Here is a 16,485-nt window from a genome sequence, read left to right as displayed (position 1 = left end):
TTTTTAAGACTCGGGTGAGCGATGGGCGTCGAAAAGCAAAACGGATTACATATCAACGCCACGATTGGGCGGACGATCCCGCTGACCACGCTTGAGCGCACCTTCGAGCCTGGGAAAATGTACGCCATTACCGGCGTGAATGGCGCCGGTAAAACCACCTTGCTTCTTACGCTGGCTGGGCACCTTGAGCCTTTCGACGGCACCGTCAGCCTCAACGGTGTTTCGCCTGGTGATGTCACCAATTCCGGGCGGATTAACCACATCGACGATCCCATTTTTCTGCCCGATCTCAGTCTTGGGGAACACATCGCTCTGATTGAACGTAAGGCAAAGATCGACCTCACCGAGCAACTGGAACCCTGGCAGCTCGACGAATTAGCGGCATTGCCGCCGAGCTATCTCTCCAGCGGCCAGCGGCAGCGCGCCTACCTGGCAACCCAGCTTTATCTACCGGCGACTGTGCTCATTATGGATGAGCCCGAACGACATCTCGACGCAGCCTGGCAGGCTTTTCTTGCCGAGGAACTACGCGCCATAGCGGACACCGGGGTGACCATTATCATCGCAACCCACAGCGAGGATATGTTGTGGGCCTGCGACGAGCGGGTGCTGCTCTAATGAAAACCTACCTCGCGCGCACCGGCGACATTGTGTATATCGCCGTGGTTTTCGCTATCTGCGCCGGGCTTATCATCAGCGTCGGAACCGCACTCCTCCCCGAATTGCCGCAGGTAACCACCCGGGTTTCCAAGGCGGTGGCGGTGGCTGCCGCAATCGCCGCGGTTCTTCTGAGCAATGTTCTGGCGGAACAACTCTTGCCGCTGCGGGCGCTTTCGCGGCACCGTTGGGTGTACCACGCGAAGCTCACCCGCACCATGTCTGGCATCGACCACTATGCACTTCTTCAGCTCTTGGTGGTTACGGTCGGTGCGGCGGCAATCGGTACCGCACTCGACTTTTGGTGGCAATTGGCGACCATCGCCGCAGTAAGCCGCATCCTGTTCGGCATGCGCAATTGGACGCTGGCCGAACTGCTAACGGCCGGACGCACCCGCGACATTGGTCTCGGCGGGATCAATATCCAGGATTCTGAACTGGTTTCTAACGCCATCGCGGCGACCGTCATTACTCAAACCCCACAGTGGTGGCGTAAGCAAGCACCCACCGCGAACTATCTTTTGCTTGCTTTTCGACGCCTCTACCGCCGCTTCTACCTGCCACTTATCGCCCTTGATATTCTGCTTTACACAATCGCCCTCGCGGCCGGTATGCCGCAGCTTTCCTGCTTTGGTTTCCTTCTCGGCTGGGGAATCGTCGGTGCCGGAATAGCGCGGGCTGCCACATTTGGCACGCTGACCACCGCAGCTGCCCACCGGGTGCGGCGCTTGTTCATCGCGATTCACACACTACTCGCGGTCGGAATACTACTTACGCTGTGGCAACCGCACGGGTTACTACCCGCCATCATCTGCGCGGCCATTTCCGTCGGGTGGATAGCAACTGCTCGATCCAAACCGCGCACCGTGACCAACTTCGTGGTGATGGATTCGGGTTTCGGTTTCTCCATCTCGCCCGATGTGGCCAGCTATTATCTCGCAGGACTTATCGCAGGCGTTACCTTCGCAGCACTTGCCGCCTGGTCGCTGTAAGTTATATAGAAGTATTGCCATATTTTCTACTTGGGGGATAAGGTGACTGATATCAGAGAGTGCACCTATTCATTAGGCTTACTGCGATGCAACTTAGCGGTGGCATCAGGTTCAGTCCAGTCTTGAAGGATCTGGCTAGCCTGCCGGATCAACAGCTCATATGGTTGCGAACTGATGACGATTTTCTTCAACGAATCTCGATCCAGCTTCGCCATCTGGTTCAGTTATATGTATCGACAAGTACCGTAAATAGGACAAGCCAAGGTGTAGCGCTGTTCTTTTATTGCCATCGCCGAAAGGGTGTCCTTTGGCGATGTGAACTATCAATGCGGCTGCGCGGTCATAGGGTGATGCATATCTAGGTCGGTGATTGCTAAATACTTGAAAAGGAGCGTAAACGGCAGATTCCAAAAGATCTTTTTCTACTGAGTATCCGGAGTATGCTTCTGGAACCCCTTCACTAGTTTTTCGTTTACCGCATCTTTTATTAAGCTCACACGCGAGACTGACGAGGAAAGCTGCAACACGTTCCTCGTCAGTCTGCTGTGAAGATTTTTTTGGAGACAACGCTATCGCTTGGCAAGTAGTTCAAATGTGCGATGCCATTCCTTTTCAATTTCGATTGCAGTCTCAAGCATGTCTTCAAAATTGAAGTCGGTATTATTGAATATTTCTGCCGGAGCTGTAGGGGCAGGTTCACCTGAACGGATACGATCGGTGAATTCTTCACGAATCGTGGTGATGCTGAGTGGCTGTTCAGACTTTGCATCGTGCGGAAGCCCTCGCCGAGCCTCAAGCCATGCACGACCATGACTAATTTCTGAAAGCTCTTCTGAAGAATACGCGTTATAGAAAGCAACTACATTTTCAACAACGCTGCGTTCATACGACGAAAGTGTAGTTGAATCCCCATTCGGGATGAATGAAACGATCCATCCGTCAGCAATTCTGTCCGAACGATCACGCAAGGACTTTGGTACAGGCCCCATGGTCCATGCCTGCAGCTCTTCATTGAACAAAGGCATTCCGGTCCAAGCTAGATGCCAGCCTTGAGAGAAAAAGCACAACTTATAAAGTCGCATTTTGTCAATGCTAGGAACCAGCTCAGTAATCAGCTGACCCACGTTGTACACAGTTGCCATGTTTCCCTCCTTTTGCTGACGAATTATGAAAGCAAATATTAAGTGTCAGCCATTCTACGCTTTACGTTGGTGATTTCATAGCGTTAGAAATGGAATGGTGAAAATCTCATGGAAGTTGATCACATCAACACTGGCTCAGGTCACTGTATTTCCATAACTCACTTTTACCTTATAACGGCATATATAGAGTCCAAGGTTGGTCTCCCCAAGTCGATGATAAGCAAGATGTTAATTATCGCCATACAGCATAAAACCCCGCCCGGAACACCGATGTAATCGGAGTAACCCCGGCGGGGCGGACTACCCGAGGGCGTCGAAAAGCAAAGACTATTGCAGGGAGGAGAACAGTTGGGCGGCAGCCGCCTCGTCCCACAACACGACGCTGCCGACATCGTAATCGCCGAAACCAGCAACCGGAACAGTCTCGGTTGCAAGGCCGCCGCGCATGGCAAGCCCGACCCGCGCGAGATTCCACACATGGTCGGATTCCCCAACGGTAAAACTACCGGTGACGGTATTGATCGTCGGCATGATCCGCAGCGGATTAGCCAGGGTACCTGTCGACGACGTCTTCTTCACCAACGCAGTGAAGAACTCCCGCTGTCGCTGTACCCGATCCAAATCCCCCATCGGGGTGGCGCGGGTACGCACGTAACCCAACGCGGTCGGACCGTCAATCGTCTGACAGCCGGCACCGATGTACAAATTAGCCAGCGGGTCCTCGATGGGGTACTCCGGGCACACCTCAATACCACCGACTGCATCGACAACATTGGCAAGACCGCCCATGCCGATCTCGGCGTAGTGGTCGATCCGCAGCCCGGTGGCTTCCTCCACCGTTTGGCTCAAAAGCGGAGCGCCGCCGAAGGTAAACGCCGCATTGATCTTATTCATCCCATAGCCCGGAATGTTGACATAGGAATCGCGCGGCAACGAAATGAGGGTGGCTTTCCCGCTACGCGGAATATGCAACAACATAATCGTGTCGGTGCGCATGGAACCGATATCGCCACCGGTGCCAAGCCGCTGCACATCTTCTTCGCTCAGCCCGGTGCGAGAATCCGAGCCAACCAAAAGCCAGTTCGTGCCAGCGGTATTGGCGACGTGCTGCACCGGTTCAGCGTCGGTACGGTTTAACCGGGAATCAAGCCACAACGTACCGGCGATACCTAGAACTAAGACGATGGCGATGAGCCAGGTAAACCCAGCCACACAACCGCGAGGCCGGAACCGACGGCGGCGGCGCGCCGGGCTGGCCGGAATGTGGGCCGGTTGTGCGGGGCGCGCCGGAGCCGATTGTTGGTGGTAATTGCTGGGGGCGGCCTGAGTCTGCTGCGCGGGCGGGAAGTACTGCTTAGGTTTGGGCGGTTGCTGCTGCGGTTGGTGTTGCCGCTGCTGCTGGGCCGGAAATTCCTCGTAGCGGGTGGCAGGCTGCTGCCTCGGCGCGGGCGGTTGTTGTTGCGGCCGTGTCGCGCCGCTGCCGTCGCGGCGTGGCCTGCGCACCGGGGCGTTTCCATGAGTCGGGTTGCTTGCCGACGACTGCGTGGTCGGGGTGCCGCGCCGGAGGACGGGGCGGCCAAATCGATCCTTGATTATTTCCCCCTGCGCATTGCGGAGGTAGTCATCATTGCGGGAACCCTGCGAAGTCATAGGGTTAAGACTAGTAGAAAACGACGGTGGGTTAGCGGTGCGCAGCCTAAAACTTACAAGCCTAAAAAGCCTAAATGACCGCGCAGCAGGGCATAGCCCACAAACGCAACGATGTCGATGAGAAAATGCGCGACGATCAGTGGCCATATTCGTGCGGTTTTATAGAAATAAGCCCCGAAGATCAACCCCATAATAATATTGCCGAAACCGGCGGAAATTCCCTGGTACAGGTGGTAACTGCCCCGGAGCAATGCCGATAAACTAAGTGCCCACAGTGGGGAAACATTCAGTTGCTTCAACCTGCTTAGAAACCACAGCACCACGATGATTTCTTCGGCAAAGGCGTTCGCCGCCGACCAGATAATCAAGACTGGCGCTTCCCACCAGACGTTATCCAGCGCGGAGGGGACTACTTGTTTGCTCCAGCCAAAGTGCACCGCCGCCACATACAACGCCAGGCCCGGCACCCCGATGAGGGCGGCTAGCCCCACGCCGTGTGCGATATTCGTCGGCCAGCGTTCCACATCGGAGTTAAGTCTGCGCCCCAGCAAAAACAACGCCAAAAAGCCCCAGCCGAATAGCACCGCTGCGCTGCATAATTGCAAGGCCAAGTCGATCCACATGACCGTCGACTGGTGGTCGGTGATCGTGGCTGTCTGCTCATTCAATGGCTCAGGTTGAGCCAGCGAATTGATCAATCGCAGCGCCGAGCGTAGTCCTGATATCCCGAAGGTGATAACAAGGACGATCGCTATCTCCTGTAGTAGTTTCTTCCGGCTTTCCTGCATAGGCTATTCCTCCACGCGGCGGTGTGGGTCCGGCACCAACGATGCTGCGAGGCTTAATAATTCGCTTTGCGACGCCCGCAACGCCCCCACATGAATCGGGGTGCGAATCCGCTGGAACGGAAGTGAAACAGCAGCTAAGCCAGACATATTAAACATCGTGCCCCACGGCGTCCATTGCGTTTGGGCATAGAAATCATCTTCCGGCTTCATGGCCGAAAAATACCCAATCGGCGGCGGATCGAAAGTCAGCATCGGGCTGAGCAGGACATCAATATCCCAGGCCCGAAGCAACTGGGACCGCACAGACATGAATTCCGCCACGGCCGCGTCGCGGCGGCGAGGTCCGATTCCCAACCCCAGGTCTCGAAGCCACGACACGATAGGGGAGGCCTCGCCAGTAATCTTCGTTGACCGCAACGCCAGGATGTCTTTAAACGCCGCGAACGGCGCGTCACCATAGGGACGCCTGACCGGAATGACCGTATGCCCTGCCGCGCTTAACCTCGCTGCGGCCGCATCCACGGCGGCACCTAAGTGGTCGGCGAGGTCAGCTTCCGCATGAACCGGTTCGAATAACACCCCGACCCGCAAGGGGCGCAGATCGGAAACCAGGGGGATATCATGCACAAACGCGGCGTCGGCCACGGTTGCGGTGATAAAACCTTGGGCGACCGGATTGGCAAAACCCACCGAATGCGTGGGCTTGAAGCCTACTAAGCCAGTGCACGCAGCCGGGACCCGGATGGAACCGCCGCCATCCGAGGCATGCGCGGCCCGCACCAGCCCGCGCGCGACCATGACGGCCGCCCCGCCGGAGGAGCCGCCGGGCGTATGCCCCGGCAGTGTCGGGTTATCGGGGTGGGGTAACCCAACCGGCTCGGTATAGGCGGTTAACCCCATCTCCGGGCTTAAAGATTTGCCGGGTACGAGCGCCCCCTGGCGTCGAAAAGCATTGACAAATTCATCCGTATCTTCGGCGATATATTTCCGATGCACCGAACCCATGGTGGTGGGCATACCTGCGACGTCCGCTAAATCCTTCGCCGGGATAATCCAACCACTGAGTCTTCCCGAATGGGGGGGAGTGGCGGAAGGATCAAAAAACGCAAAACCATGCTCTTCCGGGCGCAGTTTTTCTACCGCCGCGCATAATTGCGCAAAGGACTCTACGGATTCTGCCATGGTGCAAGAGTACCCGGTAACTGTCGCACACTAACAAATACCCGATAAGCTGTAATGCCATGAGCGCCACTGTTTCCTACCTCGGCCCCGCAGGAACATTCACCGAAGCCGCCCTGTGGAAATTCGCCGAAACCGGGGTATTTCGCACCACCGACATCACGCCACTTCCGGCAACCAATCCGCGCGAAGCAATTGATGCCGTGCGGGATGGTGCCGCGGATTTCGCCTGTGTCGCCATCGAAAACTCCGTCGACGGCCCCGTCACCCCCACTTTCGACGCCATTGCTGCCGGCAGCGGCGTCCATATTTATGCCGAACTGGACCTTCCCATCGCCTTTGCGATGATGCTGAAACCCGGCACCGAGCTATCGCAGATCCACCGCGTGGCAACCCACCCGGTTGCCTATCAACAAGTGAAAACGTGGCTGGCGGAAACCATCGGGGAACACGAATTCATCCCGGCCTCCTCCAACGCGGCCGCCGCGCAACTCGTCGCCGACGGCGGCGCCGACCTCGCCGCAGCGCCCACCCGCTCGGCGGACTTATTCGGCCTTGACATCGTCGCCGAAAACATCGCGGATGTCGCCGGTGCCCGCACTCGCTTTGTCGTGGTCGGCTCCAGCGGCCTGCCACCTAAGCCCACCGGGGTTGACCGCACCGCAGTGGTATTTACGCTGCGCAACGAACCCGGTTCCCTCGTCGCCGCCCTCACCGAGTTCGCGGTGCGGGGCGTGGACCTATCCCGGATTGAATCCCGACCCATCGAAACCGGGTTAGGTACCTACCGCTTCCACGTTGACCTCAACGGGCATATCGCCGACCCCCTTGTGGCCGAAGCGCTGCGCGCGTTATACACTCATTGCGATTCCATTAGGTTTTTAGGCTCCTGGCCAGTGGCGCAAGCAAACGACCGCGAATTGGAACTCAATCAACACCGGAAACGATTAGCGGAAGCCGACGCGTGGGTGAAAGCCGCAGCATTAGGGCAGGAAAGCGAGGCAGAATAAGTGGGCGGAAAAATCATTCTCATGCGGCACGGCCGAACGCTTTCCAATGCACGCCGCTATCTCGATACCCGACCCCCTGGAGCGGAACTCACCGAAATGGGCCGCTCGCAAGCACTCGCGGCTGGGCAACGGCTGCGCGAAATCGCCCCGGAACTGGGGCTTGCCGTCAGCTCCATTGCGCTACGCGCCCAACAAAGCCTGCACCTGGCGATGCTGGGCTACGGTGCACAAACCAGTGGGGAACTTGGGGTTGGCGTTTCCGCCGTACCCACCGCAGTCCTACCTGGATTACACGAAATCTATTGCGGCGATTACGAAGGCCACAATTCCGAGGAAGCCCACCAGCACTACAATCAGGCGCTAACCGGGTGGAAGGCTGGACACCTTGATGTGGGACTTCCCGGTGGCGAAACCCCACGGCAACTCCTGGACCGCTATGTTCCTTCCCTCCATAAGGCCTACGAACAGGCGGCAGGCAAAGACCTTTTTGTCGTATCGCACGGTGCTGCGATTCGCCTGATCGGGCTGCACGGAACCACATGCGACCGCTCCGTTATCAATGACCGGTACATCGCCAATGGTTCCCTTGCCGTTATCGAACCAACCGGCGACTTCGGCAGCTGGCGGTGTTTACACTGGGCGGACGAGGTCGTCTGATACGGAAGAATAAGCCTGATCGCAGCGGATAAGAATCTAGAAGTTTTCACGGTCTGCCAGCAAGTACATGTGGGTCGATGGGCGCTGCGGCTTGGGCAATGAATCATTCAACACACGGGGTTTAGATGAGGCAGCGCTCTATTAGTTCAGGCCCAGCGCTCATAACTGGTTTACACTAACGATTTGGGTTTCCCATCGGACGGAGTGATTTGCCACCGTAAGCCCTGCTTATTCGTTGTCACCATTCGCTTAGTGAGAATGAATGCAACAGAGTGACTGTTCAGCGGCGTGCGAGTGGTGACGTTAAAACGTCGACAAGTGAAGCCCAAGCCCACCTAAACTTGTTAAACGCTGCGGCTACGTCGGTAAGGTGGGGCAGTTGCCGCATAACCTTAAAAACTTCGCGGTGGCGTATTCACAGGCACGTCCTTCTTGGCGAGTTCAGCAAGTGTTGCGGATGGTAAGCCGCTATCTGTCAGTTGTCGATATAGTTCTTCCTTGATTCTTCTTATAAGGGAAGAGTGCTGTACAGCATATTCCTCCAGGATCTGCCTAATAGCTGGGGGAAGATCGGACTCAATCTCGTGACGGTGCCCTTCCGTTTCCGCTTGCTTCTGGCATTCAAGCACCAGTTCCTGACCAGAAGTAAAACCATAGGCCCCTGCTACACCGTCAAGTTTGGTAGAAAGAGTTTTCGATCGAACTCCCTCTTTTTGCAACGCTTCTACAACGATCGTGGCTAAGTAACCAAACTCGATTTTCTTTGTTGCCAAATCGGCTACTGTACGTTCTACTGATGTCACTGGTAAGCCATCAACATTGACAACGTCTGCCCAGGAGACTCCACGATTAACATAGATATAAATGTCGTCTCGAGACGTTTGTTTCCTTGTCGTTGAAGTAAACGTTAACTTCGCTGGAATCAAGTCCCCAATCCGATGGATAAGCGCAGCAGATTCATGCGAAACGACAAGCTTTTCTTCTAATTCCCATCGTTCATCAGGGAACAGATCTCCGCCTAGTGCAACCCAAGCAACGCGGATGTCCGTGAAAGGCCCATGTTGGGCTGATGGCAAAAGGTACACTCCTTGACGTACTCGCATGACAACGCCTTTGTCGGCCAGGCGCCCCAGCTGAAGTCGACTAACGCCTTCCCGTTGGGCTTGCGCGGTAGTGATAATCCCCCATTGCTCGGAAGCGGCTAGCTCCAGCGCCTCTAAAACTTCAATATTCTTCATTTGTATCACCTAATTTACTTTGTTTGTATCATTATAGGCGATACAAACAAAGTTTAGCTAAAAGAAAGATGATACAAATCTAGTTGCGCATCAGTGGGTAGTGTCAGCTATACCTACCGGCTTCCGAGGCGACAGAATTGTCATGAAATGAACAAATCATGTGCGGAAAGGTTTTTACTAGTGCATTCGTGGTATCGGATTAGTTCCAAACGCCGATCATCAAATCTGATAGAGGTTGAAGTCGCGTTGAAAAACTTGCGATGTTGGAAAGCGCTTTGGCACCAATAACTCGTCTCGCACGATCGAATTACGGAACTTGTGCCTTGAAATTTTGAACGTGTGAGAAGCCATTACGAAATGCATGGACAGCTGAATCACCACGTTAGAGCCTGGCGCGTGAAAGGGGGCGCAGTAATCACGTTTTCTACTAGGCGTAGCCGAGTCGATCCAGATCGTCTTCATCTAGACCGAAATAGTGGCCGACTTCGTGCATAACGGTGATGCGGGTTTGTTCCACTAGTTGTTCTTCCGTGTGGCAGAAATTTTTTAGCGCCTGCCGGTAAATGGTGATGGTGTCGGGAAGATAGCCGGTGTGGTCGAAGGTGCGTTTCGGCAACGCCACCCCGTGGTACAGGCCAAGCGTCCACGGGTTATCGGGGTTAAAGTCCTCAATAAGGAAGACCACGTTTAAGATGTGCTGCATGATGTCGTCGGGGATGCTGGCTAATGCCTGATCCACGAGTTCTTCGAACCGCTCGTCGCTAATGTCAATCACTGCACATCTCCTGGTGGCGGGTGGGGTTTAGTGTTCTACTTTGTCCAATGCTTCGGGGTTGACGATGGGGGAACGCTCCGGACGGTTTTCTGGAGGATTGCCGTTAATGGTGAAGGTTTCCTTTGCTGAGCCGACAAGGGTACCGAGGTTATCGCCGTCGGCAAACATTAGTGAGCAGTTGACGCTGTGGGAACCGCGGTTCCAGGAATTTGCGGGCAGCGAGGTCCAGAGCGGCTGCAGGGTGGAACGGTAGAGTTGTTCCTCACCGCCGAGGTATTCCCGAGCGGCTTGGGTGCAGGCTTTACGTAAGTGGGAATCCTGATCTTCGATGCTAGGGGTTCCATCCGGGAATACCGTCTTGAGATCGACGATCGCGGTGGTTTCCAATTGATGCGGTTCGGAACAGTCGACTGCTTTGGTGGCGCTGGCGCTGTCCACAGCGACACAGGAGCCGACGGCAAAAACGCGGGATTGATCCTGCTGGGCGGCTTTGCCGGTTGTGGTGATGACGGTGCCGGAGGAGTCGGTTGCCTGAACGCCGCAGAGCAAGGTGCGGTCGCCAGCGTCCCAGGACTCCTGCGGCGGCAGGATGGATGCAACAGAGTACCGGCCGAGCGGGTCGAAGGAGCCACCTAAGTATTCCATGGTGACATCCAGGCACAATTCTTCACGCAGCTGTGCTTGCCGTGTTTGATTCGGCAGTTTGGCGGTGGCACCAAACTCGGAGGATGGGTATACGGCGAGGTCTTCGCGGGAGGCCACCTCAAAGCGGTGCGGGCCAGCGCAGTCGGTTTGTTCGAAGGAGGCAATCGCGCCGCCGTCGAGTTTCCAGGTGAGGCAGGACCCGACGTCGGCTGAGGTGAACGAAATGGAGTTTGTGGCATCGTCGCTTTGCGACGCCTCAGACTGCACCGGGGCGACGGGTTGCGGGGTGGAGGAGGATACGAGTTTGTACCCGCCGATCGCTGCTACTGTAGCAAGGGCTGCTACGAGTGCGATTCTCAAAGCTTCTGCGGAACGCCATTTCTTATCCATAGTTATTCCATCATGCCTTAGTAATCAGCGTGCGCAAAGCATAACGGTCCGTCCGGTAGACCGATGTGCACCACTCCACCGGTCGGTGATTTGCCCGGGAAAGCCGCACCACCTTGAGTAATGGGGTTCCTTTGTCTACTTCTAGCAGTTCAGCTTCTTCGATTGTTGCCGCGACTGCGCTGACTATCTGCTCCGCATCGGTGATGGCGATTCCGTAATGGTGTTCCAAAATGGCGTAGACGGATTTATACACGTCGTTTTCCAATAAGTCTGGGGCAAGGGCGGAATTGTACCAACCGTCGTCAATGCAGAATGGTTTTTTATCGCCCAGTCGGAGGCGCCGTAAATGGGTATGGGGTTGGTTAGGCGGGGAATTGAAGAAGGCTCGGATGTCTTCTGGGGCGGCGGACCAGGCTGATTGCAGAATCTTAGAGGTGGATTCAATGTTCTGTGCGGACATTTCGTCGGAGAAACTAGCCAGGTGGACTCGGGCGACCAAGGGGGAATGTGCCACGAAAGTTCCTTTGCCGCGGGCGCGTCTCAGTTTTCCGCTGGCAACCAGATCGCCGATGGCGCGTCGCACCGTGATGCGGGAAACGCCATAGGTTTCTTCCAGTACCCGTTCACCGGGCAACATGTCGCCGGGTTTTAACTGGTGGGTACAGTAATCTTCAAGGATCTCCCTGAGTTGTTGGTGCTTCGGAGTGTCTGTTCCGTCAGTCAGGGTCCTGGCGGGCAGCTCCATAAGAGTGTCGGCCATGTATATCATTCTACCCCTAGTGGTAATAACCAGTACCGGATTTTGGGTTAGGGGTTCTGTAATACCCCGACATTACCGGTAGGCTGATAGGCATGATTGACCTGAAATTCCTACGCGAAAATGCCGACGTTGTCCGCCAATCCCAACTCACTCGCGGCGCTAACCCAGATTTAGTGGATGAGCTCATTGCTGCAGATGAGGCCCGCCGGGTCGCCATTAAGACGGCGGACGAATTGAAGAGCGAGCAGAATGCGTTTGGGAAAAAGATAGGTCAAGCAACACCTGAGGAACGGCCAGCGTTATTGCAAGGTTCCAACGAGCTTAAGGCCAAAGTAAAGGCGGCGGAAGAGGCGCGAAAGGCGGCGGAAGCTGCCGTTAATGACCTGCAGATGCAGCTGGACAACGTGGTGGAGGGCGCTCCTGCTGGCGGCGAAGATGACTTCGTGGTCTTAGAACATGTGGGTCAGCCACCTAGCTTCGATTTCGAGCCTAAGGATCACCTCGATCTTGGGCTTTCGCTGGGGCTCATTGATATGGATCGCGGAGCCAAGGTGGGTGGCGCCCGGTTCTACTACCTCACCGGCGACGGGGCCTTCCTGCAGCTTGGTATGTTGACCTTGGCTGCGCAGAAAGCCAAGGCGGCTGGTTTTACGCTCATGATTCCTCCGGTATTAGTGCGGCCCGAGGTGATGAGCGGCACCGGTTTCTTAGGCGCGCATTCGGATGAGATTTACTACCTTGAGCGTGATGATCTGTATTTGGTGGGCACCTCCGAGGTGGCCTTGGCTGGCTATCACCAAGATGAGATTATTGACCTTTCGCAAGGGCCGGTGAAGTATGCCGGTTGGTCGTCGTGTTTCCGTCGAGAAGCGGGATCGTACGGCAAAGACACCCGAGGAATTTTGCGGGTACATCAATTCGACAAACTTGAGATGTTTGTTTACTGCAAGCCGGAAGACGCAGCAGCCCAGCACCAGGCGTTATTGGACATGGAACGTGACATGCTCAAGGCGGTCGAAGTGCCGTATCGCATCATCGATGTTGCTGGCGGCGACTTGGGCTCCTCGGCGGCGCGGAAGTTCGACACCGAGGCGTGGATCCCCACCCAACAGACGTACCGGGAGCTTACCTCCACATCCAACTGCACCACCTTCCAAGCCCGCCGGTTGCGTACTCGCTACCGCGACGATAATGGCAAGGCGCAGGTTGCTGCCACATTGAACGGCACCCTGGCTACTACCCGGTGGTTGGTTGCGATTCTGGAGAACAATCAGCAGGCCGACGGTTCTGTCGTTGTTCCGGAGGCGCTACGGCCGTTCGTGGGTAAAGACGTTTTAGAGCCGATCAAGTAACCCCTTAAACACGTAAGTAAGGAAACCGCACCATGGCACGCGCCGGTTGGCGAAAATTCGGACCGATATTTTGGGTTCGCCCTGGTTTTACCAAAGTTCCCGCCCACCCATCCGAATCCCGGGAAACGGTCTATAACTCCATCATCATTCGGCTCGTGATCGCCATGCTGCGGTTCCAAGGGGTCAAACTGTCAATTTCCGGTTCGGAGAACATTCCACGGACCGGCCCGGCTTTGCTTGCTGCTAATCACACTGGTTACTACGACTTCATTTTCAGCGGGGCGGTGGCGAATCTGCACGGGCGCCGTCTGGTGCGGTTTATGGCGAAGAAGGAAATCTTTGAAGTCCCGGTTGTCGGTGCCCTCATGCGGAAGATGAAGCATATTCCGGTGGATCGTTCGGCTGGGGCGTCGTCGTTGGACGCCGCAGTGGATAGCCTGGCTGATGGCAACTTGGTGGGTATTTTCCCCGAAGCCACCATTTCACGCAGTTTTGAGTTGAAAGAGTTCAAAACCGGCGCGGTTCGCATCGCTAGTGCCGCGAATGTCCCGCTTATTCCGCTGGTGTTGTGGGGCTCACAACGAGTCTGGACCAAAGATCACCCGCGCCGGTTGGGGCGCAACCATATCCCGGTATGGGTTCGCGCCGGTGCGCCCATTGAGCTTAGCGGGGACATGGAAAAAGACACCGAGACGCTTAGGGAAACCATGGCGTCGATGTTGAACCAGCTGCGCACCGAATACGAAGAAGAATACGGGCCGTTTCCCGGTGGGGAATACTGGCGGCCGAAATCCTTAGGTGGTGGGGCGCCCACCCTCGCCGAAGCTGACGAGCGGGATGCGGAAGAAAAACGCCAACGCGCCGCGCGTAAAGCGGCGAAAGCCAAAAAGAAAAAGTGAGATAGAACAATGATTCCGAAGCTAATTGCAAGCGACGTCGATGGAACGTTTATTACCTCCAGCGAACGTGTCACGCCCAGGCTTCGGGATGTCGTGCTCCGGGCCACGTCCGCTGGCACCCACTTCACCTTAGCGACGGGCCGACCGCCGCGCTGGCTGTTTCCCGTCCTGGAACAACTACCGTTGCGCCCGATATGCGTCTGCGCCAATGGTGCAGTGCTTTATGATTCTGAGGCGGATCGGGTATTGCGCACCCGAACCCTAAGCCCGCATGTCATGGCAGAAATTGTCGCTCGCGTCGACGATGTCCTGCCCGTCGGGGTGGCGGTGGAACGCGCCGGGCAGTCCGCCTTCGATCGCTGCGACGAGCTATTTGTCGTCGCGGAGGGATTTGTGCACGCATGGGAATCTGAGGAACACGGCGAAGCCGATGTGGACACCGTTATTTCCCAACCCGCAATCAAGATGTTGCTGCGCAACCACACTGCCTCGGCTAAAGAAATGTATGCCGCTGTCCGCAGTGTTGTCCCAGAATCCATCGCACACGTGACGTTTTCCATCGGTGAGGGCCTATTGGAGCTGTCCGCACCGAACGTGACAAAGGCTTCCGGCCTGAAGGACTTGGGCAATATCCTGGGCGTTTCCGCCGAAGATGTTATTGCGTTTGGGGATATGGCCAATGACATTGAAATGATTCAGTGGGCCGGAACGGGTGTTGCGATGGGCAACGCCATCGACGCGTTGAAACAGGTCGCCGACGAGGTGACCACCTCCAACGACGATTTCGGGGTGGCGCGTGTGTTGGAGCGGGTTTTTAGCGCCGACTAATCGACACAGGTCGGGGTTTTATCGCGTAGTTTTGCTTTTCGACGCCCACCCGTTCCCGGTGGTGACGATTGCAGCAGTGTCACCATCATTTTGAGAGCTGGCGCCCTGATTCGGTTAAGCAATCAAGGATTTCCTGGGCTATCTGTTCCGGTGTCAGCCGATCGGTGGCGATCCTGATGTCCGCTGCGTAGCGGTCGTCCACGCAGTTTAATTGGGTGACGGCCATTCCGGTGGGGCGATTATTGCGGGTGGCCTCGCGTCGTGCGAGTTCATCGGGGGAGCATTCAAGCGCTACCCAGAATATGTCGCTACCGCTAAAGGCGCGCGAAAGGGTGCGGGTGCTGGCGATGGGGTCAAGGAGAACATCGTCGTAGACAACATGAACGCCGGTGCGGGCGAGGTGTCCTAAGGCGCTGAGCCAGGCGTCGAAAAGCAAATGAAACGTCGAGCCTGTGCTGACGGTGCCAGTTTCGGAAATTATTAGCCCGGCGGGTGAGCCAATGAGTTTGGGCGGTAGTGCGCTAATGAAATCATCGACCGAAAATCGCAACCACGCACCGGGGGCGATGTTTGTTAAAGCTGCGGCGGCGGAGGTCTTTCCGCAGCTAGATGGGCCGTTTATGACGACGATCATGGCGATTTATTTCTCTCGTTGTGGGGGTGCGGCGCGCGCGGCGAGTCTGCTGCGGCCGTCTAGGGTAACAACCGCTATTCTATATGGTGATTCAAATCACATAAATGTGGCGTGACAACTCCGCCAGTCGCGGCGTCTTATAAGTGTCCCAGTCGACGACAGTCGTCGGCTATCAATTCGTATTCAAGGAGACACAATGACCAATAACTCGATCCCACAAACCGGTCAGCAGCGCGAGATCAACAAAGAGCGCGAAGAAAAGAACGAAACCACCAACCGTGGCCCACTGCAGACCGAGCACGGCGTAACCACCATCGAAGAAAACGTCGTTGCAAAGATCGCAGGCATGGCTACCCGCGAGGTGCCCGGTGTCTACGACATGGGCAACGCCGCACGCCGCGCCTTCAACGCCGTGACAGACCGGATTCCGAACGCCCAGACCAACGTCGCAGGCGGCATCAGCGTAGAAAAAGGCGAAACCCAAGCAGCAGTGGACGTCACCGTCGTTGTTGAATACGGCGTCTCCATCGTCGAGGTAGGCAACGCCATTCGCCGCAACATCATCGAACAGGTGGAAGGCACCACCGGCCTTGAGGTAATCGAAGTCAACGTCAACGTCACCGACGTACACCTACCAGACGAGGATTCCGACAACTCCACCACCGAATTGAAGTAACCCTGAAAACCTGCACGGCAACCAAGGAGTATGCATGAAGACCACACACCTAACTATCCTCATCGGACTGTTTCTCGGCACCATTCTGGCCTTCGGATCCTTCACGGACTTCATCCTGGTGGCACTGTGCGGCCTTTTCGGAGGGGCAGCGGGTCTGGCCCTTGAGGGCCGACTCGACACCCGCGAACTCCTAGACCGCTGGAGGCAATGACG

General features: G+C 56.1%; 20 protein-coding genes. 9 read left to right on the top strand and 11 right to left on the bottom strand.

The features are described from left to right. Positions 1-21: 21 nt before the first annotated feature. Both Q4D85_RS11660 and Q4D85_RS11655 read left to right on the top strand, forming a co-directional pair. Positions 22-618, top strand: coding sequence for an ATP-binding cassette domain-containing protein (locus Q4D85_RS11660; protein WP_303200618.1), 597 nt, complete (start codon positions 22-24; stop codon positions 616-618). Continuing rightward, positions 618-1,649 (top strand): hypothetical protein, encoded by a 1,032-nt coding sequence (locus Q4D85_RS11655; RefSeq protein ID WP_303200617.1) that lies wholly within the window; start codon positions 618-620, stop codon positions 1,647-1,649. The genes Q4D85_RS11660 and Q4D85_RS11655 overlap by 1 nt, the downstream gene beginning before the upstream one ends. A gap of 65 nt (positions 1,650-1,714) precedes the next feature. Here Q4D85_RS11655 and Q4D85_RS11650 read toward each other — a convergent pair whose 3' ends face one another. The 6 genes from Q4D85_RS11650 to Q4D85_RS11625 form a co-directional block, all read right to left on the bottom strand. Continuing rightward, complete coding sequence (locus Q4D85_RS11650; protein WP_303200633.1) at positions 1,715-1,864, bottom strand: hypothetical protein; 150 nt, start codon at positions 1,862-1,864, stop codon at positions 1,715-1,717. Beyond that, positions 1,806-2,216, bottom strand: a complete 411-nt coding sequence (locus Q4D85_RS11645; protein WP_303200616.1) for a Fic family protein — start codon at positions 2,214-2,216, stop codon at positions 1,806-1,808. Before Q4D85_RS11645 ends, Q4D85_RS11650 begins: the two co-directional genes overlap by 59 nt. Before the next feature lie 2 nt (positions 2,217-2,218). Then, entirely contained in the window at positions 2,219-2,791 is a 573-nt protein-coding gene (locus tag Q4D85_RS11640) for a Panacea domain-containing protein (protein WP_047263066.1), read from the bottom strand. 327 nt (positions 2,792-3,118) lie between these two features. Then, positions 3,119-4,441 carry an LCP family protein gene (locus tag Q4D85_RS11635; protein WP_303200614.1) on the bottom strand — a complete coding sequence of 441 codons (1,323 nt, stop codon included), beginning with the start codon at positions 4,439-4,441 and terminating at the stop codon, positions 3,119-3,121. A 53-nt stretch (positions 4,442-4,494) separates the two neighbouring features. After that, positions 4,495-5,229 carry a CPBP family intramembrane glutamic endopeptidase gene (locus Q4D85_RS11630; protein ID WP_303200613.1) on the bottom strand — a complete coding sequence of 245 codons (735 nt, stop codon included), beginning with the start codon at positions 5,227-5,229 and terminating at the stop codon, positions 4,495-4,497. Positions 5,230-5,232: 3 nt separating this feature from the next. Further along, entirely contained in the window at positions 5,233-6,411 is a 1,179-nt protein-coding gene (locus Q4D85_RS11625) for an amidase (RefSeq protein ID WP_303200611.1), read from the bottom strand. 59 nt (positions 6,412-6,470) lie between these two features. Here Q4D85_RS11625 and pheA point away from each other — a divergent pair, with 59 nt between their 5' ends. Both pheA and Q4D85_RS11615 read left to right on the top strand, forming a co-directional pair. Next, the gene (gene pheA / locus Q4D85_RS11620; RefSeq protein WP_303200609.1) at positions 6,471-7,418 is read left to right on the top strand and encodes a prephenate dehydratase; all 948 of its coding nucleotides are present in this window, start codon (positions 6,471-6,473) and stop codon (positions 7,416-7,418) included. Then, positions 7,419-8,075, top strand: a complete 657-nt coding sequence (locus tag Q4D85_RS11615; protein WP_303200608.1) for a histidine phosphatase family protein — start codon at positions 7,419-7,421, stop codon at positions 8,073-8,075. It abuts the gene before it with no gap. 392 nt (positions 8,076-8,467) lie between these two features. Here Q4D85_RS11615 and Q4D85_RS11610 read toward each other — a convergent pair whose 3' ends face one another. From Q4D85_RS11610 to Q4D85_RS11595, 4 genes are all read right to left on the bottom strand, one after another. Further along, the gene (locus Q4D85_RS11610; RefSeq protein ID WP_303200607.1) at positions 8,468-9,313 is read right to left on the bottom strand and encodes a type IV toxin-antitoxin system AbiEi family antitoxin domain-containing protein; all 846 of its coding nucleotides are present in this window, start codon (positions 9,311-9,313) and stop codon (positions 8,468-8,470) included. Between the two features lie 427 nt (positions 9,314-9,740). Beyond that, the gene (locus tag Q4D85_RS11605) at positions 9,741-10,088 is read right to left on the bottom strand and encodes a metallopeptidase family protein (RefSeq protein WP_303200606.1); all 348 of its coding nucleotides are present in this window, start codon (positions 10,086-10,088) and stop codon (positions 9,741-9,743) included. Positions 10,089-10,115: 27 nt separating this feature from the next. After that, positions 10,116-11,123 carry a septum formation family protein gene (locus Q4D85_RS11600; RefSeq protein ID WP_303200605.1) on the bottom strand — a complete coding sequence of 336 codons (1,008 nt, stop codon included), beginning with the start codon at positions 11,121-11,123 and terminating at the stop codon, positions 10,116-10,118. 10 nt (positions 11,124-11,133) lie between these two features. After that, complete coding sequence (locus tag Q4D85_RS11595) at positions 11,134-11,883, bottom strand: GntR family transcriptional regulator (RefSeq protein WP_303200603.1); 750 nt, start codon at positions 11,881-11,883, stop codon at positions 11,134-11,136. Between the two features lie 92 nt (positions 11,884-11,975). On the opposite strand from Q4D85_RS11595, the gene serS reads away from it, so the two are divergent. The 3 genes from serS to Q4D85_RS11580 are packed head-to-tail and all read left to right on the top strand — an operon-like array spanning position 11,976 to position 14,962. Next, entirely contained in the window at positions 11,976-13,235 is a 1,260-nt protein-coding gene (gene serS, locus Q4D85_RS11590) for a serine--tRNA ligase (protein ID WP_303200601.1), read from the top strand. 32 nt (positions 13,236-13,267) lie between these two features. Further along, positions 13,268-14,134: a 1-acyl-sn-glycerol-3-phosphate acyltransferase gene (locus tag Q4D85_RS11585; protein ID WP_303200599.1), complete on the top strand. Its 867-nt coding sequence runs from the start codon at positions 13,268-13,270 to the stop codon at positions 14,132-14,134. 9 nt (positions 14,135-14,143) lie between these two features. Beyond that, positions 14,144-14,962: an HAD family hydrolase gene (locus Q4D85_RS11580; RefSeq protein ID WP_303200597.1), complete on the top strand. Its 819-nt coding sequence runs from the start codon at positions 14,144-14,146 to the stop codon at positions 14,960-14,962. Positions 14,963-15,047: 85 nt separating this feature from the next. Here the strand turns inward: Q4D85_RS11580 and Q4D85_RS11575 are convergent, their stop codons facing one another. Further along, positions 15,048-15,596 (bottom strand): hypothetical protein, encoded by a 549-nt coding sequence (locus Q4D85_RS11575; RefSeq protein WP_303200595.1) that lies wholly within the window; start codon positions 15,594-15,596, stop codon positions 15,048-15,050. A 196-nt stretch (positions 15,597-15,792) separates the two neighbouring features. On the opposite strand from Q4D85_RS11575, the gene Q4D85_RS11570 reads away from it, so the two are divergent. Together Q4D85_RS11570 and Q4D85_RS11565 are read left to right on the top strand one after the other, a co-directional pair. After that, a complete protein-coding gene (locus Q4D85_RS11570; protein ID WP_303200594.1) occupies positions 15,793-16,272 on the top strand; it encodes an Asp23/Gls24 family envelope stress response protein in 480 nt (159 codons plus the stop codon). Between the two features lie 34 nt (positions 16,273-16,306). Beyond that, positions 16,307-16,483, top strand: a complete 177-nt coding sequence (locus tag Q4D85_RS11565) for a hypothetical protein (protein ID WP_303200592.1) — start codon at positions 16,307-16,309, stop codon at positions 16,481-16,483. Positions 16,484-16,485: the final 2 nt, after the last annotated feature.

Source organism: Corynebacterium sp., assembly GCF_030532965.1.
GTDB lineage: Bacteria > Actinomycetota > Actinomycetes > Mycobacteriales > Mycobacteriaceae > Corynebacterium.
The sequence above is the reverse complement of the archived record's forward strand: the minus strand, read 5'-3'. Positions and strand labels throughout refer to the sequence as shown.

Excerpts from the sequence above, each read along its gene's own strand:
- Q4D85_RS11635 (WP_303200614.1), bottom strand. The coding sequence starts at position 4,441 with ATGACTTCGCAGGGTTCCCGCAATGATGACTACCTCCGCAATGCGCAG.
- Q4D85_RS11625 (WP_303200611.1), bottom strand. The coding sequence starts at position 6,411 with ATGGCAGAATCCGTAGAGTCCTTTGCGCAATTATGCGCGGCGGTAGAA.
- Q4D85_RS11660 (WP_303200618.1), top strand. The coding sequence starts at position 22 with ATGGGCGTCGAAAAGCAAAACGGATTACATATCAACGCCACGATTGGG.
- Q4D85_RS11640 (WP_047263066.1), bottom strand. The coding sequence starts at position 2,791 with ATGGCAACTGTGTACAACGTGGGTCAGCTGATTACTGAGCTGGTTCCT.
- Q4D85_RS11580 (WP_303200597.1), top strand. The coding sequence starts at position 14,144 with ATGATTCCGAAGCTAATTGCAAGCGACGTCGATGGAACGTTTATTACC.
- Q4D85_RS11630 (WP_303200613.1), bottom strand. The coding sequence starts at position 5,229 with ATGCAGGAAAGCCGGAAGAAACTACTACAGGAGATAGCGATCGTCCTT.
- serS (WP_303200601.1), top strand. The coding sequence starts at position 11,976 with ATGATTGACCTGAAATTCCTACGCGAAAATGCCGACGTTGTCCGCCAA.
- Q4D85_RS11650 (WP_303200633.1), bottom strand. The coding sequence starts at position 1,864 with ATGGCGAAGCTGGATCGAGATTCGTTGAAGAAAATCGTCATCAGTTCG.
- Q4D85_RS11570 (WP_303200594.1), top strand. The coding sequence starts at position 15,793 with ATGACCAATAACTCGATCCCACAAACCGGTCAGCAGCGCGAGATCAAC.
- Q4D85_RS11655 (WP_303200617.1), top strand. The coding sequence starts at position 618 with ATGAAAACCTACCTCGCGCGCACCGGCGACATTGTGTATATCGCCGTG.
- Q4D85_RS11585 (WP_303200599.1), top strand. The coding sequence starts at position 13,268 with ATGGCACGCGCCGGTTGGCGAAAATTCGGACCGATATTTTGGGTTCGC.
- Q4D85_RS11565 (WP_303200592.1), top strand. The coding sequence starts at position 16,307 with ATGAAGACCACACACCTAACTATCCTCATCGGACTGTTTCTCGGCACC.
- pheA (WP_303200609.1), top strand. The coding sequence starts at position 6,471 with ATGAGCGCCACTGTTTCCTACCTCGGCCCCGCAGGAACATTCACCGAA.
- Q4D85_RS11575 (WP_303200595.1), bottom strand. The coding sequence starts at position 15,596 with ATGATCGTCGTCATAAACGGCCCATCTAGCTGCGGAAAGACCTCCGCC.
- Q4D85_RS11600 (WP_303200605.1), bottom strand. The coding sequence starts at position 11,123 with ATGGATAAGAAATGGCGTTCCGCAGAAGCTTTGAGAATCGCACTCGTA.
- Q4D85_RS11595 (WP_303200603.1), bottom strand. The coding sequence starts at position 11,883 with ATGGCCGACACTCTTATGGAGCTGCCCGCCAGGACCCTGACTGACGGA.
- Q4D85_RS11610 (WP_303200607.1), bottom strand. The coding sequence starts at position 9,313 with ATGAAGAATATTGAAGTTTTAGAGGCGCTGGAGCTAGCCGCTTCCGAG.